General features: G+C 68.1%; 20 protein-coding genes and 10 pseudogenes. 22 read left to right on the top strand and 8 right to left on the bottom strand.

All coding sequences use genetic code 11. The annotated features are described in order from the left end of the window. The 3 genes and pseudogenes from ACZ7LV_RS38570 to ACZ7LV_RS38560 form a co-directional block, all read left to right on the top strand. Positions 1 to 118: pseudogene (locus ACZ7LV_RS38570) on the top strand (FAD binding domain-containing protein); the annotation flags it as partial. After that, positions 115 to 2,905 (top strand): annotated as a pseudogene (locus ACZ7LV_RS38565) (molybdopterin-dependent oxidoreductase). The pseudogenes ACZ7LV_RS38570 and ACZ7LV_RS38565, both read left to right, overlap by 4 nt. A gap of 308 nt (positions 2,906 to 3,213) precedes the next feature. Further along, a complete protein-coding gene (locus tag ACZ7LV_RS38560) occupies positions 3,214 to 3,528 on the top strand; it encodes a hypothetical protein (protein WP_471946024.1) in 315 nt (104 codons plus the stop codon). Between the two features lie 41 nt (positions 3,529 to 3,569). Here ACZ7LV_RS38560 and ACZ7LV_RS38555 read toward each other — a convergent pair whose 3' ends face one another. Next, the gene (locus ACZ7LV_RS38555; protein WP_471946023.1) at positions 3,570 to 4,856 is read right to left on the bottom strand and encodes a methyltransferase domain-containing protein; all 1,287 of its coding nucleotides are present in this window, start codon (positions 4,854 to 4,856) and stop codon (positions 3,570 to 3,572) included. A gap of 41 nt (positions 4,857 to 4,897) precedes the next feature. Continuing rightward, entirely contained in the window at positions 4,898 to 5,338 is a 441-nt protein-coding gene (locus ACZ7LV_RS38550) for a molybdopterin-dependent oxidoreductase (RefSeq protein WP_471946026.1), read from the bottom strand. Between the two features lie 180 nt (positions 5,339 to 5,518). On the opposite strand from ACZ7LV_RS38550, the gene ACZ7LV_RS38545 reads away from it, so the two are divergent. The 10 genes and pseudogenes from ACZ7LV_RS38545 (at position 5,519) to ACZ7LV_RS38500 (ending at position 14,021) form a co-directional block, all read left to right on the top strand. After that, positions 5,519 to 5,905 (top strand): TOBE domain-containing protein, encoded by a 387-nt coding sequence (locus ACZ7LV_RS38545; RefSeq protein ID WP_471946022.1) that lies wholly within the window; start codon positions 5,519 to 5,521, stop codon positions 5,903 to 5,905. Positions 5,906 to 5,964: 59 nt separating this feature from the next. Continuing rightward, a complete protein-coding gene (gene modA / locus ACZ7LV_RS38540) occupies positions 5,965 to 6,804 on the top strand; it encodes a molybdate ABC transporter substrate-binding protein (RefSeq protein ID WP_471946021.1) in 840 nt (279 codons plus the stop codon). After that, positions 6,801 to 7,661, top strand: a complete 861-nt coding sequence (gene modB / locus ACZ7LV_RS38535; RefSeq protein WP_401671200.1) for a molybdate ABC transporter permease subunit — start codon at positions 6,801 to 6,803, stop codon at positions 7,659 to 7,661. Before modA ends, modB begins: the two co-directional genes overlap by 4 nt. Beyond that, a complete protein-coding gene (locus ACZ7LV_RS38530; protein ID WP_471946020.1) occupies positions 7,658 to 8,746 on the top strand; it encodes an ABC transporter ATP-binding protein in 1,089 nt (362 codons plus the stop codon). The genes modB and ACZ7LV_RS38530 overlap by 4 nt, the downstream gene beginning before the upstream one ends. Positions 8,747 to 9,068: 322 nt before the next feature. Then, on the top strand, positions 9,069 to 9,917 hold the full coding sequence (locus tag ACZ7LV_RS38525; RefSeq protein WP_471946019.1) for an oxidoreductase: 849 nt from the start codon (positions 9,069 to 9,071) through the stop codon (positions 9,915 to 9,917). A gap of 178 nt (positions 9,918 to 10,095) precedes the next feature. Then, positions 10,096 to 10,515: a TOBE domain-containing protein gene (locus ACZ7LV_RS38520; protein WP_471946018.1), complete on the top strand. Its 420-nt coding sequence runs from the start codon at positions 10,096 to 10,098 to the stop codon at positions 10,513 to 10,515. A 319-nt stretch (positions 10,516 to 10,834) separates the two neighbouring features. Continuing rightward, positions 10,835 to 11,424, top strand: a pseudogene (locus ACZ7LV_RS38515) (molybdopterin-dependent oxidoreductase). A 142-nt stretch (positions 11,425 to 11,566) separates the two neighbouring features. Then, on the top strand, positions 11,567 to 12,223 hold the full coding sequence (locus ACZ7LV_RS38510) for a class I SAM-dependent methyltransferase (protein WP_471946017.1): 657 nt from the start codon (positions 11,567 to 11,569) through the stop codon (positions 12,221 to 12,223). Between the two features lie 138 nt (positions 12,224 to 12,361). Then, complete coding sequence (locus tag ACZ7LV_RS38505) at positions 12,362 to 13,066, top strand: SDR family oxidoreductase (RefSeq protein WP_471946016.1); 705 nt, start codon at positions 12,362 to 12,364, stop codon at positions 13,064 to 13,066. Positions 13,067 to 13,127: 61 nt separating this feature from the next. Next, the gene (locus ACZ7LV_RS38500) at positions 13,128 to 14,021 is read left to right on the top strand and encodes an SDR family oxidoreductase (protein WP_471946015.1); all 894 of its coding nucleotides are present in this window, start codon (positions 13,128 to 13,130) and stop codon (positions 14,019 to 14,021) included. 85 nt (positions 14,022 to 14,106) lie between these two features. Here ACZ7LV_RS38500 and ACZ7LV_RS38495 read toward each other — a convergent pair whose 3' ends face one another. Next, positions 14,107 to 15,192, bottom strand: a complete 1,086-nt coding sequence (locus tag ACZ7LV_RS38495) for an NAD(P)-dependent alcohol dehydrogenase (RefSeq protein ID WP_471946014.1) — start codon at positions 15,190 to 15,192, stop codon at positions 14,107 to 14,109. Positions 15,193 to 15,698: 506 nt separating this feature from the next. Between ACZ7LV_RS38495 and ACZ7LV_RS38490 the strand changes: the two are divergent. The 5 genes and pseudogenes from ACZ7LV_RS38490 to ACZ7LV_RS38470 all read left to right on the top strand — a co-directional run. Further along, positions 15,699 to 17,542: pseudogene (locus ACZ7LV_RS38490) on the top strand (alpha/beta fold hydrolase); the annotation flags it as partial. After that, positions 17,539 to 17,727: pseudogene (locus ACZ7LV_RS38485) on the top strand (hypothetical protein); the annotation flags it as partial. The pseudogenes ACZ7LV_RS38490 and ACZ7LV_RS38485, both read left to right, overlap by 4 nt. Positions 17,728 to 17,806: 79 nt before the next feature. Then, positions 17,807 to 18,013 carry an alpha/beta fold hydrolase gene (locus ACZ7LV_RS38480; protein WP_471946028.1) on the top strand — a complete coding sequence of 69 codons (207 nt, stop codon included), beginning with the start codon at positions 17,807 to 17,809 and terminating at the stop codon, positions 18,011 to 18,013. 102 nt (positions 18,014 to 18,115) lie between these two features. Then, positions 18,116 to 18,370 (top strand): annotated as a pseudogene (locus ACZ7LV_RS38475) (cupin domain-containing protein); the annotation flags it as partial. Positions 18,371 to 18,495: 125 nt separating this feature from the next. Beyond that, on the top strand, positions 18,496 to 18,633 hold the full coding sequence (locus tag ACZ7LV_RS38470; RefSeq protein ID WP_471946027.1) for a hypothetical protein: 138 nt from the start codon (positions 18,496 to 18,498) through the stop codon (positions 18,631 to 18,633). Between the two features lie 262 nt (positions 18,634 to 18,895). On the opposite strand, the gene ACZ7LV_RS38465 is transcribed toward ACZ7LV_RS38470, so the two are convergent. From ACZ7LV_RS38465 to ACZ7LV_RS38445, 5 genes are all read right to left on the bottom strand, one after another. After that, entirely contained in the window at positions 18,896 to 19,810 is a 915-nt protein-coding gene (locus ACZ7LV_RS38465) for a transposase (protein ID WP_471946025.1), read from the bottom strand. 59 nt (positions 19,811 to 19,869) lie between these two features. Then, positions 19,870 to 20,687, bottom strand: a protein-coding gene (locus ACZ7LV_RS38460) for an IS5 family transposase (RefSeq protein ID WP_471946013.1) whose coding sequence is annotated in 2 segments (ribosomal slippage) — positions 19,870 to 20,345 and positions 20,345 to 20,687 — 819 coding nt in all. Because the reading frame shifts where the segments join, the coding sequence is not laid out codon by codon here. Between the two features lie 94 nt (positions 20,688 to 20,781). Beyond that, positions 20,782 to 21,696, bottom strand: a complete 915-nt coding sequence (locus ACZ7LV_RS38455; protein ID WP_471946025.1) for a transposase — start codon at positions 21,694 to 21,696, stop codon at positions 20,782 to 20,784. Positions 21,697 to 21,787: 91 nt separating this feature from the next. Further along, positions 21,788 to 22,219: a DUF4240 domain-containing protein gene (locus tag ACZ7LV_RS38450; RefSeq protein WP_471946012.1), complete on the bottom strand. Its 432-nt coding sequence runs from the start codon at positions 22,217 to 22,219 to the stop codon at positions 21,788 to 21,790. A gap of 39 nt (positions 22,220 to 22,258) precedes the next feature. Continuing rightward, positions 22,259 to 23,076 (bottom strand): IS5 family transposase gene (locus ACZ7LV_RS38445; RefSeq protein WP_471946011.1). Its coding sequence is split into 2 segments (ribosomal slippage): positions 22,259 to 22,719 and positions 22,719 to 23,076, totalling 819 coding nucleotides; the frame shifts between segments, so codons are not numbered across the junction. A gap of 62 nt (positions 23,077 to 23,138) precedes the next feature. On the opposite strand from ACZ7LV_RS38445, the pseudogene ACZ7LV_RS38440 reads away from it, so the two are divergent. From ACZ7LV_RS38440 to ACZ7LV_RS38425, 4 pseudogenes are all read left to right on the top strand, one after another. Next, positions 23,139 to 23,339: pseudogene (locus tag ACZ7LV_RS38440) on the top strand (IS701 family transposase); the annotation flags it as partial. Further along, a pseudogene (locus ACZ7LV_RS38435) lies at positions 23,309 to 23,837 on the top strand (transposase); the annotation flags it as partial. The pseudogenes ACZ7LV_RS38440 and ACZ7LV_RS38435, both read left to right, overlap by 31 nt. Positions 23,838 to 23,980: 143 nt before the next feature. Then, positions 23,981 to 24,120 (top strand): annotated as a pseudogene (locus ACZ7LV_RS38430) (IS701 family transposase); the annotation flags it as partial. A 2-nt stretch (positions 24,121 to 24,122) separates the two neighbouring features. After that, a pseudogene (locus ACZ7LV_RS38425) lies at positions 24,123 to 24,461 on the top strand (hypothetical protein); the annotation flags it as partial.

Here is a 24,461-nt window from a genome sequence, read left to right as displayed (position 1 = left end):
GATCGACTCGGCCGTCGCGGACGAGGAGTGGTTCGACGACATCCACGGGCTGCCCGAGTGGCGGCGGCACATGACGTACCGGTACGCGGAGGAGACCCGCAGAGAGGTGACCCGGTGAAGATCGTCGTCAATGGGCGCTCACACGAGGAGGAGCCGCGCCCGGGCCAGTGTCTGCGGACGTATCTGCGCGAGCGTGGCTGGTTCGGCGTGAAGAAGGGCTGCGATGCGGGCGACTCGGTGCCTGCACCGTCCACGTGGGCGGTGAGCCGGTCCACAGCTGCCTGTACCCGGCCTTCCGCGCCGACGGCCGAACAGTTACCACCGTCGAGGGCCTGGCATCGCCGCAGGGGGAACTCCACCCCGTGCAGCAGAAGTTCCTGGACGCCCAGGGCTTCCAGTGCGGTTTCTGCACGGCCGGTTTCCTGATGACGACGGCGGCTCTGGACGAGGATCAACTCGCCGATCTGCCCCGGGCGTTCAAGGGAAGTCTGTGCCGCTGCACCGGATACCGGGCCATCGAGGACGCGGTACGCGGGGTCCGCCACGTCGAGACACCCCAGCCTGGCGAGTCCGTCGGCCGTAACCTGCCCGCGCCCGCCGGTCCGCAGGTCGTCACCGGCGCCGCCCGCTACACCTTCGACCTCGACGTGCCCGGGCTGCTGCACATGAAGCTGCTGCGCTCCCCGCACGCCCACGCCCGCATCCTCGCCATCGACACGGCTGCCGCGCTGCGTGTGCCCGGCGTCCACGCCGTGCTCACCCATCACGACTCCCCCGAACGTCACTTCTCCACCGCCCGTCACGAGCACCCCGAGGAGGACCCGGACGACACTCGTGTCCTGGACGACACCGTCCGCTACGTCGGCCAGCGCGTCGCGGCCGTCGTCGCCGACAACGAGGCTGCCGCCGAGGAGGGCTGCCGGCGGATCGATGTGACCTACGAGGTCCTGCCCGCCGTGCTCGATCCAAAGGAAGCGATGCGCTCGGGCGCCCGGTCGTCCACGACAAGGACGCGGCGACGGCCCGCATCTCCCGCCCCCACGACAACGTGGTCGGCGAAGCACACGGCGAGATCGGCGACATCGAGGCGGGCTTCGCCGAAGCCGACGTCGTGCACGAGGACACCTACCGCACCCAGCGCGTGCAGCACGCCAGTCTGGAGACGCATGGCGCGGTGGCCTGGTTCGACGAGGACGACCGGTTGAACGTCCGCACCAGTTCCCAGACCCCGTTCCTGACTCGCCGCGCCCTGTGCACGCTGTACGACCTGCCGCCGGAACGCGTTCGCGTGGTGGCCGGGCGGGTCGGCGGGGGCTTCGGCGGCAAGCAGGAGATGCTCGTCGAGGACATCGTCGCGCTCGCGGTGCTAAGGCTGCGCCGGCCCGTGAAGCTGGAGTACACCCGCGCCGAGCAGTTCCATGGCGCCACCACCCGGCATCCGTTCACCATTTGGGTGAAGGCCGGCGCGCGCCGTGACGGCACGCTCACCGCCATGCAGTTGCGGGTGGTGGCCAACACCGGCGCGTACGGCAACCACGGCCCGGCGGTGATGTTCCACAGCGTCGGAGAATCCATGGCCGTCTACCGCGCCCCGAACAAAAAGGTCGACGCCTACTCCGTCTATACGCACACCGTCCCGGCGGGCGCCTTCCGTGGCTACGGTCTCGGCCAGGTGATGTTCGCCGTCGAGTCCGCTTTCGACGAACTGGCCAGACGGCTCGGCCTGGACCCGCTGGAATTCAAGGCCCGCAATGTCATCGGCAACGATGAGCCGATGGTCACGCCCGGCGGCCACGAGGAGGACCTGCACATCGCCAGCTACGGTCTCGACCAGTGCGTCTCAATCGTGCGCCGCGCCCAGACGGAGAGCGGCAAAGGCGCGCCCGCGCCCGAGGGCTGGCTGGTGGGCGAGGGAGCCGCCCTGGCAATGATCGCGACCGGCCCGCCCGGGGGTCACATCGCCGACGCCAAAGCTGCCCTGCTGCCTGACGGCACCTTCGATCTCGCGGTCGGCACCGCCGAATTCGGCAACGGCACGACGACGGTGCACCAACAGATCGCCGCCGGCGAACTCGTCACCACCGTCGACCGGATCACCGTCCGCCAGTCCGACACCGACGTCGTACGCCACGACACCGGCGCCTTCGCCTCCACCGGCACCGTCGTGGCCGGCAAGGCCACCCTGCGCGCCTCCCGCGCCCTCGCCGACATGCTCCTGGACTTCGCCGCCGCCCAATTGCGCACGCCGCGCGCCGAATGCCGCCTGGCTGACGAGGCCGTCCTGCACCCGGGCGGCCGCCTGCCGCTCAAGGAGTTGTACGTCACCGCGCGTGCTGTGGGTGTCGAGTTCACCGCCGACGGACACTTCGGCGGCACCCCTCGCTCGGTCGCCTTCAACGCCCAGTGGTTCAAGGTGGCCGTCGACCCCGGCACCGGCGAGATCCGCATCCTGCGCAGCGTGCATGCCGCCGACGCGGGCAAGGTCATGAATCCCATGCAGTGCCGCGGCCAGGTTGAGGGAGGCGTCGCCCAGGCCCTCGGCGCAACGCTCTTCGAGAACGTCCGCGTCGACGCGCGCGGCGAGGTCGAGACAGCCGCGTTCCGACGGTACCGGCTGCCCCAGTACGCCGACATCCCCCGCACCGAGGTCCATTTCATGGAGACGGCCGACGCGATCGGCCCGCTCGGCGCCAAGTCGATGAGCGAGAGCCCCTTCAACCCGGTCGCCCCCGCCTTCGCCAACGCCCTGCGGGACGCGACGGGCATCCGCTTCACTGAGCTTCTTCAGAACGGTAACCGATCGGGTGACGTCGAGGCGCCGGTTCGGGCCAGCACGGAGGCAACCGTCCTGCTCGGCGGCATTGTCAACACACGATGGCTTCTCACCCACAGGATGGGCAGCTGAAGAAGCTCACTGAGGTCCCTCTGACCCGCGACCGCGTCTGGCTCGCTCTCCACTGGGCGGGGGTCAGCCATCGGCAAACTTCTCTGTAGAAGCCGCCGAACCCGCTTTCCTTGTCGATGAGATCGACTTCGAGGACACGATGGCAGCGGCGCCTGGCCCTGTCCGCGCGCCGCAACGTGGTCGGGTTGCCGGGAGCGACGCACGACTCGATGTCCGAGCCGTCGATCCGTTCGTGCGGGGCCTCCCCGACCAAGGGCCTGCATGCCGGCCGTGCAGTGCCCACGAGGCTCAGGCAGCAAGTGCGGATCGTGGGGACCGCCGCCGACCAGGGGCAGGACGCCTCCGATCGCGATTTCGCTGAGCGGGGCCGCGGCTCCCGTCTCGCCGCCCACCTGCACCAGCCGGGACCGCTCACTGATCGCCAGACAGCGCTGGCCGAGTTCGAGCGCCTCAGTGCGGTCTACCCGGACGAGGTGCCGCCTCCGCCGGGCTGGACGCTCTACGCCATCTCTCCCACCGAGGTGGAGTTCTGGGAGGCCAGCCGGCCGGGTCCACCACCGGGTGATGTACCGCCGGGATACGGCCGTCCTGGCAGCTGGAGCCACGAACTGGTGTGGCCCTGAGCGCGCGGCGGTCCCTCGCAGCCGTAGCCATGCCGGACAGGTCAGTCGACGCGGCGCACGGACTTGGCCAGGAAGTTGGGGGCCTGGTCCTCGTAGTTCTCCAGGTCCCAACCCGCCGCGTGCAGGGCCGCGCGCAGATTCTCCTCGGCCAGCAGGTCGGCGGGGTCCAGAGGACGGCCGTGCCGGGCGGCGCGCTCGGCACGGCTGGAGGGGTGGAAGAGCAGCAGGACTCCGCCGGGCGTCGTGATTCTGGCCCACTCACGCAAAGCTGCCGCTGGGTCCGGGACGTGATCGACCAGACCCGAGCTGAACACGCCGTCCAACGACCTCGCGCGCAGCGGAAGTCGGCAGGCGTCGGCGAGCAGCAGGCCGGTGCGTCCCTTGCGGGCGGCGGCTGTGAGCATCGCAGGAGTGAGGTCGGCGCCGAGCACGACGCCCTCGTCGCCGACTTCGGTCCGGAGGGCGGGCAGGGCGCGGCCGCTGCCGCAGCCTGCGTCCAGGACCCGCTGGCCCGGGCGCAGTTCCATTCGGGCGACGGCGGCCGCGTAGCGGGGCCCGTCGGCTGCGAAGCGCTCCTCCCAGGTGTCGGCTCTGGAGGTGAAGAAGGCGCGGGTCACGGTCGCGGCCGCGCGGGACGCTACTAGGGTGGCGAAGCGCTCGAAGAGGTTTTCGCCGTGCGGAGCTGGAACGGCGGGAGCGGAGATCGGAAGGCACTGCGCCGTGGCCGCATTGCGCGGGAAGGCGGCGGCGCAAGCATCGTCTGCAGCCATGTCTGACGCGGGGTGGAACTCCAGGCCCCACGCCGATCTGCCGGCCCGGAACGCCTGGATGTGATTGCCCTGGCATGAGGCCAGAAGCGTGACGCCGGCCGGGAGGCCCGTGATCTGGCCGTGTGGGTGCGGCACGCGCAGTGGCGTGCGCAGTCGGGCGAACAGCGGATCCTCGCATGCGGCCGGAGCGGTCCGTACCTCTTCGCAGCCGATCGGGCCTCGGCCGGGGCGGACGGTTGCGCCTGCTGCCACAGCCAGCAGGCGGGCGCCCCGGCACAGCGCGAGCACGGGGACTTCTGCTTCCAGCGCGGCCCGCAGCAGCGGTAGCTCGGCTGCGCGGTTCGTGATGGCCGAGGTCTCGTCGTACGTCGCCGCGGGGCCGTCCGACAGCACCAGCGCAGCCAGTCCCGACGGTGAGTTGGGGACCGGGTCCCCTGCCCAGGTCCGGCACACGCGCACGGAAAGCCCGGCTGCCCGGAGCGCAGTACTGATGGCGTCCGGGCCCTCGTGCGCATGGTGCTTCAGGACCAGGACGTGCGTCTGCTCCACCCAGCTCACGAGTCACTCTCCTGCTTTGGCGGCGCAGCCTCTGGTCGGTGTCACGCCCACGAGGCGTAGGCGCCGTCGACGCGTATCGCGTTGATGCCGCTGATGTGCCGGGCGCCGCAGCGGTCCTGGGGCAGGACGAGTTGGGGGCCGGAGTGGTCGAGCGGGGTGTCGTCGATGGTGACGGCGAGCAGGACGGGGGCCCGTCCGAAGTCAGGGTCGATCTCTGCCCAGGACAGCAGGGCGTGGTGGCCGTCCGTGCTGGAGACCGCGATCAGGAAGCGCAGGCGGTCTTTGCGGCGTGCGGGGTCGAAGCCGGGGCCGGAGGCCGCAAGTACGTCGTGCAGCAGGGGGCCGGTGAAGCGGTGGTGCCGGATTCCGCTGGTGGCGCACTCGAAGCTGACGTTGGCCTCGTGCTGCGGCCACGTGAGCAGGTCGGGCACCGTCAGCCGGGCCGGGCGGGTCAGATCGCCGGTGAGGACGATCTCCACCATTGAGCCGGCGGCCGTACCGGCAGCTGTGCAGGGCTGAGTCACGGGCTACCACCTCCCTGAGGACCGTACCCGGAGCCGTGACCCGTACAAACGCACATACCACCCTCGTCGATCAACATTCCAGCTCGTGCAAAGCCACAGTAGGCTTTACCCTCGCATCTGCGTCAGTATCATCAGCGCATGCACACCTACCGGATCGGGGAGGCCGCCGCCTTGCTGGGTGTCAGCACTGACACGGTCAGGCGTCTGGTGGACGGCGGGAAGCTCGCTGCCGAACGTGATGAGCTGGGCCGCCGGATCATCACCGGGCCGGACCTGGCGGCCTACGCCAGGCAGGTGCACCGCGCGGAGCGGGATTCCATAGGTTCCTCCGCCCGCAACCGTCTCTCCGGCATCGTCACCGACGTGATCCTCGGTGATGTGTCGGCGCAGGTGGAGATCCAGGCGGGGCCTTTCCGTGTGGTGGCGCTGGTCAGCCGCGAATCGGTTGAGGAACTCCAGCTGGAGCCGGGTGTTCCGGCTGTTGCAGTGATCAAGTCGACCAACGTGGTCGTCGCAAGACCGTAGATGGTCCGTCAGGACCACAGAGGATTGTGTCCGTGAGGACCAGAGGGAGTGGACCCGTGATGACCCGTACCGCGCGCCGGAACCGCCGGACGCTGCAGTGGGCCGGCGCAGGCGCCGCCGCGCTGCTGGCCCTGAGCGCCTGCTCGTCCTCCGACGACTCCTCTTCGACCGGATCGGGCTCCTCCGCGTCGGCATCCGCCTCGTCCTCCTCTTCGGAGCAGGTCTCCGGCACGGTGACCGTCTTCGCCGCGGCCTCGCTGAAGGAGAGCTTCGAGAAGCTGGGCGAGCAGTTCGAGCAGCAGCACCCCGGCACGAAGGTCACCTTCAGCTTCGGCGGCAGCGACTCCCTGGCCGCGAGCATCACCGGCGGAGCCCCGGCGGACGTGTTCGCCTCCGCCAGCCCCAAGACCATGAAGATCGTCACGGATGCAGGGGACGCCGCCGGAACCCCCGCGACCTTCGTGCGCAACCAGCTGGAGATCGCGACCCTGCCCGGCAACCCCGACAAGGTCGGCTCCCTCGAGGACCTCACGAACCCTGACCTGAAGGTCGTGCTGTGCGACGAGGCGGTGCCGTGCGGTGCCGCCGCGCAGAAGGCGCTCGACGCGAGCAAGCTGAAGCTGACGCCGGTCTCCTACGAGGAGGACGTCAAGTCCGCCCTGAACAAGGTGGTGCTGAAGGAGGCGGACGCGGCGGTCGTCTACAAGACCGATGTGAAGGCGGCCGGTGACAAGGTGGAGGGCGTGGAATTCCCCGAGTCCGCCGACGCCGTCAACGACTACCCCATCGCCCTGCTCGAGGACGCCCCCAACGCCGCCGCCGCGAAGGCGTTCATCGCGCTCGTGCAGTCCCCGGAGGGACGGCAGGTCCTGACCGAGGCCGGGTTCCTCGAGCCGTGACCCCGACCGACAAGACCGAGGCCGCGACCGGCACCCCGCGGGGCGGGCCGCGGCCTCGGCGGGTCCGGACGGGTGAAGGTCGCGGCGTGCCGCTGCCCCTCCTGGTGCCCGCGCTGATCGGGCTGGCCTTCCTGGTCGTACCGCTGATCGCCCTGCTGGTCCGGACGCCGTGGCACAGCCTGCCCGAGCTGCTGACCAGCGCCGAGGTCTGGCAGGCGCTGCAGCTGTCCCTGGTCTGCGCCACCGCGGCCACCGCGGTGAGCCTGGTCCTCGGCGTGCCGCTCGCCTGGCTGCTGGCCCGCGTCGAGTTCCCCGGCCGGGGTCTGGTGCGGGCGCTCGTCACGCTCCCTCTCGTCCTGCCACCGGTGGTCGGCGGTGTGGCGCTGCTGATGGCGCTCGGCCGCAACGGCGTCGTCGGCAGGTGGCTGGACGCGTGGTTCGGGATCACGTTGCCGTTCACCACGACGGGGGTCGTGGTCGCGGAGGCCTTCGTGGCCATGCCGTTCCTCGTCATCAGCGTCGAGGGCACCCTGCGCGCCGCCGATCCGCGCTACGAGGAGGCGGCCGCCACGCTGGGTGCCTCCCGCTTCACCGCCTTCCGCCGCGTCACGCTGCCCCTGATCGCTCCGGGCATCGCGGCAGGCGCGGTCCTGGCCTGGGCGCGCGCGCTCGGCGAGTTCGGCGCGACCATCACGTTCGCCGGCAACTTCCCCGGACGGACCCAGACCATGCCGCTGGCCGTGTACCTGGCCCTGCAGAGCGACCCGGAGGCCGCCATCGCCCTCAGTCTGGTCCTGCTGGCCGTGTCCATCACGGTGCTGGCCGCGCTGCGCGACCGATGGGTGGCAGCGGGATGACCGGGATCCACGACGCCGTGCACGAGGTCCGCACCCAAGTCTCCGAGGACGGGCTCGATGCCCGCCTCGTCGTCGAGCGCGGTACGTTCCGCCTCGACGTGGCGCTGAGCGTCGCGCCCGGCGAGGTGGTCGCCCTGCTCGGCCCGAACGGCGCCGGAAAGACCACGGCCCTGCGCGCGCTCGCCGGGCTGACGCCGCTCAGCGGCGGCCATCTGCGCCTGGACGGGGAGGCGTTGGAGCGCACGCCGCCCGAGTCCCGGCCCGTCGGCGTCGTCTTCCAGGACTACCTCCTCTTCCCCCACCTCACCGCACTGGACAACGTGGCCTTCGGCCCCCGCTGCCAGGGCGCCACCAAGGCGGAGGCACGCGCGCGGGCCGCCGAGTGGCTCGACCGTCTGGGCCTCGCGGAGCACGTCGGCGCCAAACCGCGCAGACTCTCCGGCGGCCAGGCCCAGCGCGTCGCCCTGGCCCGCGCGCTGGCCACCCGCCCACGCCTGCTGCTCCTCGACGAGCCGCTGGCGGCGCTGGACGCCCGTACCCGCCTGGAGGTCCGCGCCCAACTGAGGCGTCATCTGGCCGAGTTCGAGGCCGTCGCGGTGCTGGTCACGCACGATCCGCTGGACGCGATGGTGCTGGCGGACCGTCTGGTCGTCGTCGAGGACGGCCGGACCGTCCAGGAGGGCGGCCCGGCCGACATCGCCCGGCATCCCCGTACGGACTACATCGCCCAGCTGGTCGGCCTGAACCTCTACCGGGGCGAGGCCGACGGCCACACCGTCCGTCTGGACGCGGGCCCGCCCGTGACCACCACGGAGGCCCTGACCGGACCGGTCTACGTCGCCTTCCCTCCCAGCGCGGTCACCCTCTTCCGCGACCGCCCGACCGGCTCCAGCGCCCGCAACCTCTGGCGCTGCGAGGTCGGCGGCATGGAGACCCACGGCGACCAGATCCGCGCCGTCCTAGGCGGCGAACTCCCGCTCGCCGCCGACCTGACCGCGGTCGCCGCCGCCGAACTCGACCTGCGGCCGGGCGCGGAGGTCTGGGCGACGGTCAAGGCCACCCAGACCCACGCCTATCCCGTCTGAGAACACATTCGAGCGCACCCGGTCCCGCAATCCGGAAAGCACCGCCCGCCCGCATGCCACCTCGATACCGACGGCCCGCCAGGCGCCGCGGCCGTCGCCGCGGCGCTCACGTCAGTCATCCGGCGGGCACCCTCCGGACTGACGCCGATCTCGAGGGGCCCACTCCCTCCCCAGCTCCCTTGGGCGGAAAACCGCAAACGCGCTCTCGACCCGCACCCCCACCTAGCACACATCACCAATAGCGGATCAAAAGGTGGCAAATGCAGTGACAAGGCACAATGGCTGTATCGCGAACCTTCGCATGAGAGCAGAAGGGACTGCCATGACCACATGGTTCATCACCGGTGCAGCCCGCGGATTCGGCAGAGAGATCACACGTCAGGCACTCGAGCGCGGCGACAACGTCGTGGCGACGGCTCGCAGCCCTCGGGCTCTCCATCAGGACTTCTCCTCTTACGGCGACCGTGCACTCGCGGTCGCCCTCGACGTGACCGATGAGGACCAGGCCCGCACTGCGGTCGACGCGGCCGTGACCGCGTTCGGCGCGATAGATGTGCTGGTGAACAACGCCGGGCGCGGCGTACTGGGCGCGGTGGAGGAAACGTCGGATGCCGCGTTCCGTTCCGTTTATGACACCAACGTCTTCGGTTTGGCCAACGTCACCCGGGCCGTGCTGCCCATCATGCGGAAGCAGAGATCGGGCCGCATCCTCAACCTCAGCTCCATCGGCGGCTTCCGAAGCGCCGCCGGCTTCGGTGTTTACTGCTCCACGAAGTTCGCGGTGGAGGGCCTGTCCGAGGCCCTGCGTGATGAACTGGCTCCCCTAGGGATCCAGGTCACCATTGTTGAACCGGGCTATTTCCGCACAGACTTTCTGGACGCCACCAGCCTGTACACCGAAGGACACGTCATCGAGGACTACGCCGCCACAGCGGGCGTGGTACGCGCTGCCGTCCCCGGCCTCAACCACGACCAGCCCGGCGACCCAGTCAAGGGCGCCGCCGCGATGATCGTCCTGGCCGACGCCGAGAACCCGCCGCTGCGCGCCCAGCTGGGAAGCGACTGTGCCGCCGCCATGGACAGCAAAATTGCTCAGCTTCGTGAAGAGGCAGGCACCTGGCGGGACCTCGCCATGTCGACTGACCACGAGGACACCACGTCATCGGTGTGAGCGATCGTCGGGTCTCTTGGTGGGGGCCAGAGCTCATGTCGTCGCAACTACCAGGCATCGGTGACAATCACCTTGCGTTTGCCAGGTGTGGCGCTGCAGGGTCAGCCACGCCGGATTACGGTGGGCGGCGCAGTTGACCGATGACCAGCTCGAACACATCACTGCGAGGCAGCCCACCATGCGTCTGAGCATCCGCAACCAGATCACCGGCACCGTCGTCTCCCTCACCGCAGGCGAAGCCATGGCGACGGTCCGGGTCCGTCTCGACGGCGGCCAGGACCTCACCGCCGCGATCACCTTGGAAGCCGTCAAGGAGCTCGGGCTCGCAGAGGGATCAGCGGTGCGCGCCATGATCAAGTCCACCGAGGTCGCTCTCGCCACGGGGCGCGTGGAGGGGCTGTCCATCCGCAACCAGATCCCCGGAACTGTCAGCGACTTGGTGGCCGGTGAGGCCATGGCTACGGTCGACGTCGTAGTCGACGGCGGCAGGCTCACCGCGGCGATCACCAAGGACGCCGTCACCGACCTCGGTATCACGGCAGGCTCGCAGGTTGTGGCACTGATCAAGTCGACCGAGGTGTCTCTGGCCGCAATGTGACCCAGGCCCCACTTGGGTGATCAACCAATGAGACCTCCGAAGGTCTCGTACTCTTTGGATCACCATCCGGCAGATCTCCTCATCGTGCCCTGGTGCACTGGTAGCCAGCACGCCGACCCGGCCGCACCGGCTCACAGTGCCCGGACGGCGGATGCCTAAAAGGGCTGCGTGACGCTCGCTGACCGCGTCACGCAGCCCGTGCGCATCCCATCCAGGCGGCACGGCACATGCAAGTCTGAATAGTCTCCCCCGTGCGCTCACACGGGCCTGCCGTAGACTTTTGCCTTGTATCTGCGGTCGAGTAGACGTGGGCTGTGTCATGAAGGACGGCATGCTGCCGCCGGGACAGCGCCTGGCCAAAGGCTGGCCCGTATCGCATTACGGGCCCGTACCTCGCTTCCGCCCTGACAGGTGGACGCTCAAGGTGTTCGGCGCCACCAACAGCGGGCAGGTCCATTCCTGGAGCTTCGACGACGTCGCAGCCATGCCGAAGAGCACAGTGCTCGCGGACCTGCACTGCGCGTCCGGCACCAGCACCACCAGCCACAGGTTCTTCGGCGTCCCGGCCCACGCCTTGCTCGACCTCGCCCCGCCCGCGGCGGGGGTCAACATGTCATGGCGTGGGCCGAGTACGGATACAGCGCCAACCTCAGACTGAGTGACTTCGCCGCCGAGTCCACGGTGCTCGCCACGCATCACAACGACGAACCGCTCACTGCCGAGCACGGCTTTCCGCTTCGCCTGGTGGTCCCCCATCTCTACGGCTACAAGGGCCCGAAATGGCTGCGCGGACTTGAGTACATGACGCAAGACCGTCGCGGCTTCTGGGAGGAACGCGGCTACCACAATGTCGCCGATGCCTGGACCGGTCGACGCTACTCCCATCAGGAGGACGAAACCTCCAACTGAAGCAACGTATATGCAAGTTGCATTGGCAGATCTTCCCAGCATTCACCCACCCACTCGCGTATCCGATGCGGCAGATGCACGATACGTGGGGCGAGGCTACGAAGCGGACGCTGCCCCGGCCGGCCACGGAGGTGAGACAAACATGGTCACGCGCACCAGTGACGGCAGTGCCGACGACGTCGACTACGGCGCCGTCGGACGTGGCTACGCCGCCCACCGTCGCCCTGACGAACGCATCGTCCACGTCATCGCGCAAGCTCTGTGTGACGCGCGCAGCGTCCTCAACGTGGGCGCGGGAACCGGTTCGTACGAGTCGGCGGCGCGCTCGGTCACCGCGGTCGAGCCCTCCCTCGCGGTGCGCGTCCAGCGTCCGGCACAACTGACGACCGCGATCGACGCCGTCGCCGAAGACCTCCCCTTCGCCGACGGGGAGTTCGACGCGGCACTGACTCTGAGCAGCGTTCATCAGTGGTCCGATGTCGAAGCAGGGCTGCGCGAAATGCGGCGCGTCACCCGTGGCCCGGTCCCGGAAGGGGTACGCGACTTCTGGCTCTACGAGTACGCCCTGAGGTCCTCCACACCGAAGCCCGCCGCTACCCGGCCCCGCATCGGCTCACCGCGGCGCTCGGTGGCACCGCGACCATCCAGCCCGTCCCCATCCCATTGGACTGCACCGACGGCTTCAACGAGGCGTACTACGGTCGGCCCGGACTTCTCCTCTATCCAGCGGCCCGGCAGGCCTGCTCTGCATGGAGCTTCCTCGACGACCGCGCCCGACTGGAGTTCGAGACCTCCCTGATCCGCGCCCTGGGCGCCGGTGCCTGGGACGAAGACTTCGGCCACCTTCGCAGCCGGCCCGCCTATTACGGATCCCTCGTACTCCTGTCCGCTCTTTGCTGACGACAACAAAAGCCAGGCTCACCGAAGGGACAAGTACGTGGACCCGCTCGCACGCCGCAAGATGATCGCCCAGGTGCAGGTCGAACGACAGCGACTGCTGCCAGAGCACGACGAAGCGACACGGACCACGATCGAGATGCTCCGCACGGCCACCGCACACCGCGAGGGCCCCCACGTCGTCCCCTATCTGAACCTCGCTTACCTGCTCGGTGTCAAAAGCGCCCATGGCGACGACAAAACTGATGGCTCTGGCACTATCGGTGGCGAACTGGGCGACCACAGCCATCCACGACCTCGCCCTATGGTCGACTTCGACCTCGCCGAGCTGGACAGGGTGTTCCGCGTCAACGTCCGTGGCACCTACGTCGTGAACCAACAGGCCGCACGACGACTCCGTTCCGGTGGCGCGATCATCAACTTCTCCAGTTCCATCACAAAATTCAGCCGCCCGGGTTACACCGCATATGCGGCCACCAAAGGCGCCGTCGAGGCCATGGCGCTCATCCTGGCGCGCGAGCTGCGAGGGCGGGACGTCACCGTCAACGTGATTGCTCCAGGCCCCATCGCCACACCGCTCTTCTTCGACGGGAAAACCGACGAAGTCATCCAACGCATCTCCGCGGAGCCGCCGCTGGGACGCCTAAGCCAACCCGATGACGTCTCTGGCGTTGTCGCCTTCCTCGCAGGCCCCGGCCGCTGGATCAACGGCCAGGTCATCTACATCAACGGCGGAGCCATCTGACAGCCGCCGTCGCTGCCAGATGCCCCGTGCAGCACCACAGCAGGACCAGGAGGACATTCCCATGCCGAAGACCATTCTCATCACAGGCGCCTCCAGCGGCTTCGGTGCTCTGTCCAGCCGCTCCCTGGCCGACGCCGGCCACACGGTTTATGCCGGCATGCGAGGCATCGAAGGACACAACAAAGCCTCGGCCGACCAGGCGCGCCAATACGCGCAAAGGAACCATGTGCATCTGAAGCCGGTCGAGCTTGACATCTCCTCGGAGGAATCGATAGCCGCTGGGGTGGACACCGTGCTCCGCGAGAGCGGGAAGCTCGACGTACTCATACACAATGCGGGGCACATGGTGGTGGGCCCGACAGAAGCCTTCACACCAGAGCAGCTCGCCTCGCTGTATGACACCAACGTCCTCGGCGCCCACCGCGTGAACCGGGCAGCACTCCCCCACATGCGCAGAGAACAGGACGGCCTCCTCGTATGGGTAGGCAGCTCAAGTACCCGTGGTGGGACGCCGCCCTACCTTGGCCCCTACTTCGCCGCCAAAGCAGGTATGGACGCACTCGCCGCCACTACCGCATTCGAACTCGCCCGCTTCGGAATCGAGACGACGATCATCGTCCCCGGCTCTTTCACCCACGGCACCAGCCATTACGCACACGCCGGCAAGCCCAGCGACCAGGACATCGTGGACGAATACGAGACCCACTACGCCGGCCTCATGGACCAGATCGCTGCGCGGATGGCGGAACTGGAGCCACCCGACGCGGACGTTCAGACGGTTGCCGACGCCATCGTGGAGGTCATCGACATGCCGAAAGGCAAGCGCCCCTTCCGGGTGCACGTCGATCCCTCGGACGACGGATCGCATGCCGTGAATGAGGTCGCAGACCACATACGCGCCGAATTCATTCGACGACTCGAACTCGGAGATCTCCTTCACCCTGTGAACACCTGACCTGTCGGCTGGCCCTCCAAGGAGGACCAGCCGACCCAGGGCACATGCTGTACCGCGGCGCCCTTACCGGAACCCGTCCCCGACATCAATAGGTGACGACCGCCCGCCCCACGACATCGCCCGTCCGGATGCGATCGATCGCGCTGTTCACGTCCTCGAAGTCAACTTCCTGGACGGAGTGTTGGACTTTCCCTTCCTCGGCGAGAGCGATGACCTCGCTCAAGTCGTTGTAATTTCCCCAGAAAGACCCGTGGTAGGTGTACTCACGGCTCACAAGGGGGAACAGCGGGATGTCGATCCGGTCTCCCACCAGCCCCACCGACGCGTAGTGCCCTCCGACGGCAAGCAGCTCGAATCCCAGTCTGATCATCTCTTCGGCGCCGGCGCAGTCGATACCCGCGTCGATCCCGTCCCGACCGGTGGCATCGAGAAGCTCGCCTCGAATATCGTCGGCAGAGCGGTCGCTGATGTTGATTGCGTGGTCAGCGCCGAGCTTCCTGGCGAGCTCGAGTTTCTCTGGACTGCGAGCGAAGGCGACGACTGTTGCCCCGCCAGAGAACAGTTTGGCGTACTGAACGCCGTAGGTGCCGAGACCTCCGACGCCCATCACTCCCACAACACCACCAGGGAGGAGAGCGCCGGCCTGCCGAAGCTTTTTGACGCCCCGGTACGGGGTCAGACCGGCGTCGGTCAGGGGAGCCAGGTGCGCTGCCGTGAGGTTGGCTTGCGGGTTGACCTTGATGGTGAAGGCGGCGGGGATGGGAACGTACTCGGCGTAGCCGCCGTAGGGTCCGAAACCCGGCCAGGCGAGATGGGGGCATATCTGGGTGTCGCCGCGGTGGCAGAGGTGGCAGGTCCCATCTCCGATCCCGCCCACGACAACAACTCGGTCACCTTCGTGATGGTCGCTGGCGTCGACGGCATCCCCGACCTGGACGATCTCACCGGCGATCTCGTGACCCGGCGTGAGCGGGAACTCGAACGGAGCGTACTTGCGGAAGTAGCCGTCTATCAGTTGCACGTCGGTACCGCACATACCTGCGGCTCCGACCTTGATGAGAACCTGGTCGGGTCCGATCTCAGGAACCGGCACCTCTTCGAGGACTAGCGGCTGGTTGTACTCATGCATCCGAGCCGCACGCATCATGCTCGGAATTGCGACCTTAGACATAGCTCACTCCTTGCACCTCTGAGCGATTCGTGAAGCGACAGAGCAGCGCCCGACACTCCAGCCTTCCGCAAATGCTGACACCGAATGGCCAGTTGACGCACCGAGGACGTCTCGACACCGCTACCTGCCAAACACAGGCGCTGATGGTGCCGGTCATCCGCGAATCCCAGCGTCACCATTTCGACGAGTATCACCCGAATAGGCGTTGATCGCACTTGATCACGCGGCCCGGCCTGATCCACCTCCAGAGAACCCGTAATCCGGTTCCCGGGGTGGGAAATCCGACAGACAGAGCACGATCTCGGCATCCGGGTTCGCGAGGAATGCCTCCTCCGGTCGGTCCGCCACAACCCCCAGTCCGTCCGAAGAGGGTGCCGCGGCCGGAGGGTCGTCGTTCGCCGGCCCACGTGATGAGCCTGGAGGGCCGTCACCCTTCATGACCTGGGCTGATCTGCACGTGCGACCGGCGCGAGGCGGCAGAAGGGGCAGCCCTGCGGCTACTGATCACGGCGGTGGTCGACGGTGAGGGGTCGCTCGACTACGCGACCGTGGATCGCCGCGCCAACCGGCTGGCGCACGCCCTCGTGGCCAGGGCCGTGCGTCCCGGTGATGTGGTGGGCCTGCACGCCGGACGGTCCTGCGACCTCGTCGTCGGCATCCTGGGCATCCTCAAGGCGGGCGCCGCCTACCTTCCACTGGACCCCGGGCAGCCCCGCGAGCGGCTCGCCGGCATGGTCGAGGACGCCGCCTGCCCCGTCGTACTGAGCGACCAGGGCGACGACACGGACCGGCCGGAGGGCTGGCTCGCGCTCGCCGCCGTCGAAGCCGAGGGAGCGGAGAGCGAGCGGCCGCCGTCCGACACCGACCGCGCGCCGGACCGCACGGCGTACGTGATCTTCACCTCCGGGTCCACGGGCCGGCCCAAGGGTGTCGCGGTGGAGCACCGCAGTGTCCTCAACCTCTTCGCCACCTGGCACGACCGCATGGGCACGGCCCCCGGCGAGGCCGGTTCGGCCTGGTCCAGCATCGGCTTCGACGCCTCCATCCACGAACTGCTGCTTCCCCTGACCACCGGCGGTGTCCTGCACCTCGTCCCCGAGGCGCTGCGCGGAGACCCGCAGGCATTGCTGGCCTGGCTGCGCGAGCGACGGGTGACCCAGGCGTTCCTGCCGCCGGCCTACGTCAGGTGGATCGACGAGGACCCCGCCGTACGGCTGCGCGGGCTGGCGCTGCGCAAGCTGCTCACCGGAGTGGAGTCGCTCACCGAGGCCGCCCTGCACCGCATGACCCTGCACCTGCCCGGCCTGCGGATCTGCTTCGGCTACGGGCCCACCGAGGCGACGCTCTACAGCACCGCCTACTACGCGCCGCGTCCGCTGGAGCGCCCCTGCTCCACCCGGACATAGGCGTCGGCGACGACTTCTTCGAGGTGGGCGGCACTTCCCTGTCCGCCATCAAGATGGCCCACGCCGTCACGGAGGCGTTCGGCCGGCATCTCCCGGTGGCCGAGGTCATGACGCGGCCCACGATCGAGGCGCTCGCCGCGCTGCTGCGCGAGGACGGCGCCGACTCCGCCCCGGGCAGTCTCATCGAGTTCCGGCGTGGCGCGGGGCCACGGGTGGTCTGCATCCACCCGGCCGGGGGCACCGCGTTCTGCTACCTGCCGCTGGCCGAGCATCTGCCCGCCGAGGCCGGCCTCTACGGTGTCCAGTCGCCGGGCGTGAACCCCGGTGAGGACGTCCTGCCCACGGTGGAGGCCATGGCGGAGGAGTATCTGCGCCTCCTCGGCCCGATGGACGACGGCCCCGTCGTGCTGACCGGCCTGTCCTACGGGGGGCTGGTCGCCCACCGGATGGGGGAGATCCTCGGCCGGGCCGGGCGCCGTGACGTCAGTGTCGTCCTCCTCGACACCCAGGCCACCGACGACGCCGCGGCCCGTGCGGCGATCACCGCCGTCGACGAGGCGGAGTTCCGCGACAAGCTGGTGAGGTTCAACGGGATGTACCCCGGCATGGACGACGCGCAGATCGAGCGCTACTTCCGGCTGTACAACCACAACCGGTCGACGGCCCGGGACTACTTGCCCGCCGCGTCCCCGACCCGCCTGGTCCTGGCCCAGGCCGTGCCGGACGGTGACGACACGCCGTTCCACGCCGAGGTCCGTGCCTTCTGGCAGCGGCGAGCCCAGGGAGACTTCCAGGTCGAGACCCTCGCCTGTGACCACTGGGAGATCCTCGAAGACCCCGGAGCGGTCCGTGTCGGCGCCCTGCTGACGGCGGAACTGGCCCACCACGGACACCGGTCCGCGCCGGCGTCCGCCGCTGCCCTCCCCGTGGCGGGAGCCCGATGAACACCGACGTCACCTCCCCTCCCGACGGCGCCTCCCCGAGCCGATCGGCCTCCGCCCTCGCCGAAGCGGTGCTCGCCCGGGCCCGGCGCACCCCGTCCGCCGTCGCCGTCGAGGACGACACGCACCTGCTCGACCACGCCGGCCTCGACCGCCTCAGCGGCCGGGTGGCCACGCGGCTGCGCGATCTCGGGGTGGGCCGGGGGCAGGCCGTCGCCGTCTGCCTGCCGCGCTCCTGGCGGCTGGTACCAAGCGTGGCACCAGGACATGGTGGACGACAAGACGTACGCGGACATGCCGATCACAATGCCGACGCTCTTCCTCGGTGGCAGCAGCGCGCCCCTCACGTTTGCGGTGATCAAGCAGAAGGTGGCCGGCGATCTGCGGCTCGTTGAGATCAAGGGCGCGGGGCACTTCCTGAGCGAGGAGCGCCCTGAGGAGCTTCTCGCGGCCCTAGAGAACTTCTTCGTCTGAGATCAAGGCGTCGGCACGCATGCCCTCGCTGCCGCCGGGAAACATGCTGCCTCGGCGGAGTAGTGCCGAATCGTCACCACGTCCGAAAGTCAAGGAGGCTTTGTGAGTTTTCCCTTCCCCGTGCCCGACCGGAGCGACCCGCGCTGGACGCGTGAAGGAGGTGTTCACGTCCGTCGAGGCGAGGGTACGGCCCGGTGGCTCGCCGGCGACAGTTACACGATCAAGGTGACTGCCGACGAAACCAACGGCTCGCTGGGATTCGCCAAGGGCATAGTCCCGCCCGGGGGCGGGCCGGTGGCTCATGCTCACGGCAACGAGGACGAGGCCTTCTACATCCTGGACGGCAAGCTGGAGTTCCTGCTGGGCGACAGAACGTTCATGGTGCACAGTGGGGACTTCGTGTTCACCCCACCGGAACACACGTCACCGGTTCAAGAACGTGGGTCACGCAGACGCAGAACTGCTGTTCCTGTACACCCCGGGTGCACAAGGGCTTCTTCATCAGGAACGGCGACGAGCCCGTCGAAGGCGAAGCACCGCCCCTCTGGGGGCCGGAGCGGTACGCCGCCATCATCGACGGGATGTTCGAGGAGGGTGTGACCATCCTTCCCGAGGACTGATCCACGGTGATGGACCCCGCTTCACGTGCTGGGTTCCATCACCGTCTTGGGCGAGCGCGCTGAGAGTGCCGACGCTACCGGGAGTCGGCTCACCGACACCATGCGTATGCAGCCGCCAGGGGGCATCATCTATCGATGAGAGCCCACCAATCGGATTGCGCATTTGTTCTGTCCTGAGCGAGAGTTTCTTTCTGGCCGCCGGCGTGTTACGAGTTGGTGCGTGATAGCGGGTGAGTCGTGTTTGCCCTGCTCACGGTGTTCGTCAAGTGATGATGGTGCGGTCGGATACCAGGGTGGCGATGGCTTGGTATGTGTCGGGGAGGCGGTCGCGGCGGTGGGTCCAGCGCTGGAGTTGCTTCCAGCGTTTGTGGTCGGCGAGGGCGTGTTCGACGGTGATCCGTTGCGAGGAGTGTTCGTGTCGCTGGCGTTCTCGGTGTTCGACGAAGGGCGCTATTGCTCCCGGTCGCAATTTGCGTGGTGGGGTGAGGGCCTTCCCTCGATGGTCTCGGCTGAGGCCGAGGTAGCCGTCATCGAGGAGAACCTGGACCAGGTCGAAGTGGTCGAAGCAGCTGCCGATGCCGGCCGTGCGGGCGGCGGTGGCGTCGTGCATGCGTCCTGGCCGTAATGCGTCGGTCCACAGGGTGCGGCCCTGGTCGTCGGCGATAACGGTGGCCTTCATCGTGTTCTGCTTCTTCTTGCCTGACACGAACGCCCTGCGGCCGCCCCGGCCCGCGGCGGGCCGGCGGACCTGGACCTCGGTGGCGTCAAGCCGCAGCTGAACGCCCTCGGTCTGGGCGTAGGCGAACACGTCCTCCAGGGTCCGCAGCCGCACACCGGGCCGGTTTGGGACGGCGAACCCCCGCACGGCCAGCAGCCGCCGCACCTCGCCGACCGCGCGGGTCACGGTGGAGCGGTCCACTTCGTACAGAAGGGCCAGGACCGCGTGCGGGAGGTCGTGACGCAGATGGATGAGCGTGGCGACGAGCCGGTCCACGAAGACCAGCTGATGGCGGGCACCGGCCCCAGGCGCCCGCTTTCTGTCCCCGCCCCTCGCTTGGAACCGACGCCCCTCGACGCCGACCACCCATGGCCTGGCCAACTCCGCCACCAACGAGGACAGATGAGCCGTCGAGATGCCCGTGAACAACGGATGCGTTAGAACCGAACGGTCCACAATGCCTCTCACCAGCAGAGCATGCCCACCCGCTATCACGCACCAACTCGTTAGACCGTGTCCTATGTGGTGAGGCGGACGAGCCGCTTGTAGCAGCAGATGGCTGCAGCGAGCCCGAGAAAGGCCAGGTAGTTGCGGGGATTGCGTTCGTAGCGAGGACTCACGCGTCGGTAGCCAGAGAGCCAGGACATGGTCCGCTCGATGACCCAGCGGCGTCGCCCTAATCGTTCGCTGGACTCGATGCCTTTGCGGGCGATGCGCACTCCTATGCGTTTCCATCGCAGCCATCTGCGCAGGTCGGCGCGGTCGTAGGCTTTGTCCGCGTGTAGGCGCTCGGGCTTGAAGTGTCGGCCGCGGTGCGGGTCGTGTCTCGTTTGGTGACCCTCGATCATCGGCTTGAGACCTTCGCTGTCGTGGGTGTTGCCGGCGGAGAGACCGACGAGGAGGGGCAGTCCGTTCGCGTCCGACAGGATGTGCATCTTGGAGCCCGGCTTGCCCCGGTCCACGGGGCTCGGACCCGTGTGTTCGCCCCCTTTTTAGCCCTGACATGGGCGGTGTCGAGGACGACGCGGGTGACGTCGATGAGGCCGGCGTCGTCGAGGCGGTGTAGCACGGCTTCGTGCAGGCGGCCCCAGACCCCGGCCCTCGACCAGATCAGGAAGCGGCGGTGAGCAGTCGACTTCGACACCCCGAAGCAGGGCGGCAGTTGGCGCCATGCGCAGCCGCTGACCAGGACATAGATGATCGCTGCGAACAGCGTCTCATCAGGCGTGTCCTGCGTGCCGCCGCCCTGCGGCCGCACCTTCGACGGTGGGATCAGCGGCTTCGCGATCTCCCACAGCCCATCCGGAACAATCCAACTCCACGTACCCCGCCCCATGACGAGTTCAACGACGCCTCACCACATAGGACACGGTCTTACGAGTTGGTGCGTGATAGCGGGTGAGTCGTGTTTGCCCTGCTCACGGTGTTCGTCAAGTGATGATGGTGCGGTCGGATACCAGGGTGGCGATGGCTTGGTATGTGTCGGGGAGGCGGTCGCGGCGGTGGGTCCAGCGCTGGAGTTGCTTCCAGCGTTTGTGGTCGGCGAGGGCGTGTTCGACGGTGATCCGTTGCGAGGAGTGTTCGTGTCGCTGGCGTTCTCGGTGTTCGACGAAGGGCGCTATTGCTCCCGGTCGCAATTTGCGTGGTGGGGTGAGGGCCTTCCCTCGATGGTCTCGGCTGAGGCCGAGGTAGCCGTCATCGAGGAGAACCTGGACCAGGTCGAAGTGGTCGAAGCAGCTGCCGATGCCGGCCGTGCGGGCGGCGGTGGCGTCGTGCATGCGTCCTGGCCGTAATGCGTCGGTCCACAGGGTGCGGCCCTGGTCGTCGGCGATAACGGTGGCCTTCATCGTGTTCTGCTTCTTCTTGCCTGACACGAACGCCCTGCGGCCGCCCCGGCCCGCGGCGGGCCGGCGGACCTGGACCTCGGTGGCGTCAAGCCGCAGCTGAACGCCCTCGGTCTGGGCGTAGGCGAACACGTCCTCCAGGGTCCGCAGCCGCACACCGGGCCGGTTTGGGACGGCGAACCCCCGCACGGCCAGCAGCCGCCGCACCTCGCCGACCGCGCGGGTCACGGTGGAGCGGTCCACTTCGTACAGAAGGGCCAGGACCGCGTGCGGGAGGTCGTGACGCAGATGGATGAGCGTGGCGACGAGCCGGTCCACGAAGACCAGCTGATGGCGGGCACCGGCCCCAGGCGCCCGCTTTCTGTCCCCGCCCCTCGCTTGGAACCGACGCCCCTCGACGCCGACCACCCATGGCCTGGCCAACTCCGCCACCAACGAGGACAGATGAGCCGTCGAGATGCCCGTGAACAACGGATGCGTTAGAACCGAACGGTCCACAATGCCTCTCACCAGCAGAGCATGCCCACCCGCTATCACGCACCAACTCGTTAGACGTCGTTTCTAATGGTGAGGTAGGAGTGACTGCTGGTCGCTATGCGTCGGCCCACCCTGCCGTGTTGGAGTACGACTCGTAGCTGTACCGGGTGCTGCGATCCCACTCCTCGCCAGTGAGGTGCTCGTACGCCTTGTCGGGTACGTAGAGCAGTGCCTCGGCCCAGACGAGATCGTTGGCGTACGGCACGAACCGGACTGGGTATCGAAGTACGTTCTCATATTCCTCACGGCCGGCGGCGACGACGGCAGCCCGGGTGTAGAGGAACGCATCGCCCGACAGTCCTTCGCCGTACTCCTTGCGGTCCAACCTGTACAGGGTCCAGGAGAACTGCTCAGCGAAGCCGATCACGTCAGACACGGGCCCGTTCATTAGGCGGGCTGTCAGGGCAGCAGCGAGCTGATCGCCCTCGAGATCGGGAGTTGAGGGCCTGCACTCTTCAATGAGCTGCCAGAAGACGTCTTCGTCCATGGTGGAGATCATGGCGGATGGGTGTGACACCCCAGGGCGTCAGTCGTTCTCCCTGGACATTCGGCGATAGCCGATGAGGACTGCGGCTATGCCGACGAAAGCGAGGAAGTGTTCGGCCTTGCGCTCGTAGCGGCGGTGCAGACGCCGGCAACCGGCCAGCCAGGACACGGTTCTCTCGACCACCCAGCGATGACGGCCCAGTCTCTGTGAAGACTCGACGCCCTTCCGGGCGATGCGGTGGAGGATCCCACGCTCGCGAAGCCATCGCCGCAGGTGATCGTAGTCGTAGCCCTTGTCGGCGTGCAGTTTCGCCGGCAGTCGGCGGCGGGGACCGCGGCGGGACCGGATGGGTGGGATGCCGCGCACGAGCGGCTCCAGGCCCTGACTGTCGTGCATGTTCGCGCCAGAGATACCCAGCGACAGCGGCATCCCGTTTCGGTCGGTGATCAGGTGAATCTTCGATCCCAACTTGCCGCGGTCGGTCGGATTCGGTCCCGTCAACGGCCCCCTTTTGCAGCCCGCAGGCTGACGGAATCGATCGCGCACCGTGACCAGTCCAGCTCGCCTCTCGCTCCGAGCTCGTCGAGGATCACGCGGTGAAGCCTCGCCCAGACCCGGGCTCGGCTCCACTGCGCGAACCTCCGGTAGACCGTCTGCCAGCACGGACCAAACACCGGCGGAAGCTGACGCCACGTGCAGCCCGAAGTGGCCACGAAGATGATCGCTGCCAGGGCCTCCCGGTCACCCGCCCGACGGCGGCCCCCGCCCTGCGGGCGTATCACCTCCGTCTGCGGCACCACCCGCCGAAACGACACCCACAACTCGTCCGGCACCAGCCGCTCAACCAGATCCGTCATACACGGTTCAACGAACGATCAACGCCATAAGAAGCGACGTCTTAGTGCTCGGAGCGAAACATGATGAGGCATGGGAGCAACGTTCGTGCGGCGACGGCGCCAAGGGCCCACGCTTCTATGACTGGGCAGCCGTCCAGCTTCCGGCGATCGAGGACTTCGACTGTAAGCGGCCCACCCATCACCGCTGGGCGCTGGCCCGGCGCAGCATCAGCAGACCCGATCAGATCGTTTACCGGACCGCTGCCACGCGGCCGGGCTCGACCCGGACACGGCGTTCGCGACCAAGCCGGAGCTGGCAGCCCGCATGATCACCCGATTCCTCGACACCGGCCACCATGCCGGGTGGGTGGCCGGCGACGAAGTCTATGGAGACACTCCGACCCTGCGTGCCGTCCTGGAGCAACGCGGCACCGGCTAACGTCCTCGCTGTGGCCCGCAGTCACGAAGTCACCACCCGAGCAGGGAAGTTCCGCGCCGATTCCTTGGCCAAGACACTCCCCGAACGGGCCTGGCAGAAACTGTCCGCCGGAGCCGGTGCGAAGGGCCAGCGCTTCTACGGCTGGGCCGTCGTCGACCTGCCCGACTCCCGCCCCGGCCAGTGCAGCTGGCGACCTTGGTCCGAGTCGCCGGATCAAGGTGGCGGGGCGAGGAGACCTCCCAGGCTGCCAAGGGCCTGGCCGGACTGGACGAGCACCAGGCTCGCCGCTACAACCTCCTGGTCCCGCTGGGTCGCCCTCGCCATGCTCGCCCACGCCATTCTGACAGTGAGCTTCTTTAGAACGGTAACCGATCGGGTGACGTCGAGGCGCCGGTTCGGGCCAGCACGGAGGCAACCGTCCTGCTCGGCGGCATTGTCAACACACGATGGCTTCTCACCCACAGGATGGGCAGCTGAAGAAGCTCAGTGGTCCACGGCGACGAACACGCCCCCACCCCGCCCCGGACTACCTGATCCCGCTCACCAGCAACGAGATCGCACGCCTGTTCCTCACGCTCGTCGTCCAGCGCGCCCATGACACAGCCCACCGACTGCGCTGGTCGCACGGGTGCTCAAGCTCGCCAGACAGCCGTACTACCGCTGGCTGGGCAAGCCGGTTGCCGACGCCGCGCTGAAGGAGGCGTATCGCGCGAACGCGCTGTTCGACGCCCACAGCGACGACCCGGAGTTCGGCTACCGCTTCCTGGCCGATGAAACCCGCAACTCGGGGTCGGTCATGGCCGACCGGACCGCATGGCGGATCTGCCGGGACAACCGCTGGTGGAGCGTCTTCGGAAAAGACGCGGCAGGACCTAGTACTCCAGTGAGAAATCGTTGCCTGAGCTGGTCCTTCTTCGGTAGTGGCAGCGTCGGGCTGTGGCTTGGTGCCGTCTGCGCCAGAGAGACC

Source organism: Streptomyces sp. NPDC107562 (assembly GCF_055657325.1).
Note: the sequence above shows the minus strand (reverse complement) of the source record. Positions and strands in the feature narration are given on the sequence as shown.

Coding starts and splice junctions, on each gene's coding strand:
- ACZ7LV_RS38550 (WP_471946026.1), bottom strand. CDS start 5,338: ATGGTGGAGATCGTCCTCACCGGCGATCTGACCCGCCCGGCCCGGCTG.
- ACZ7LV_RS38545 (WP_471946022.1), top strand. CDS start 5,519: ATGCACACCTACCGGATCGGGGAGGCCGCCGCCTTGCTGGGTGTCAGC.
- modA (WP_471946021.1), top strand. CDS start 5,965: ATGACCCGTACCGCGCGCCGGAACCGCCGGACGCTGCAGTGGGCCGGC.
- ACZ7LV_RS38530 (WP_471946020.1), top strand. CDS start 7,658: ATGACCGGGATCCACGACGCCGTGCACGAGGTCCGCACCCAAGTCTCC.
- ACZ7LV_RS38525 (WP_471946019.1), top strand. CDS start 9,069: ATGACCACATGGTTCATCACCGGTGCAGCCCGCGGATTCGGCAGAGAG.
- ACZ7LV_RS38520 (WP_471946018.1), top strand. CDS start 10,096: ATGCGTCTGAGCATCCGCAACCAGATCACCGGCACCGTCGTCTCCCTC.
- ACZ7LV_RS38510 (WP_471946017.1), top strand. CDS start 11,567: ATGGTCACGCGCACCAGTGACGGCAGTGCCGACGACGTCGACTACGGC.
- ACZ7LV_RS38500 (WP_471946015.1), top strand. CDS start 13,128: ATGCCGAAGACCATTCTCATCACAGGCGCCTCCAGCGGCTTCGGTGCT.
- ACZ7LV_RS38495 (WP_471946014.1), bottom strand. CDS start 15,192: ATGTCTAAGGTCGCAATTCCGAGCATGATGCGTGCGGCTCGGATGCAT.
- ACZ7LV_RS38480 (WP_471946028.1), top strand. CDS start 17,807: ATGGTGGACGACAAGACGTACGCGGACATGCCGATCACAATGCCGACG.
- ACZ7LV_RS38450 (WP_471946012.1), bottom strand. CDS start 22,219: ATGGACGAAGACGTCTTCTGGCAGCTCATTGAAGAGTGCAGGCCCTCA.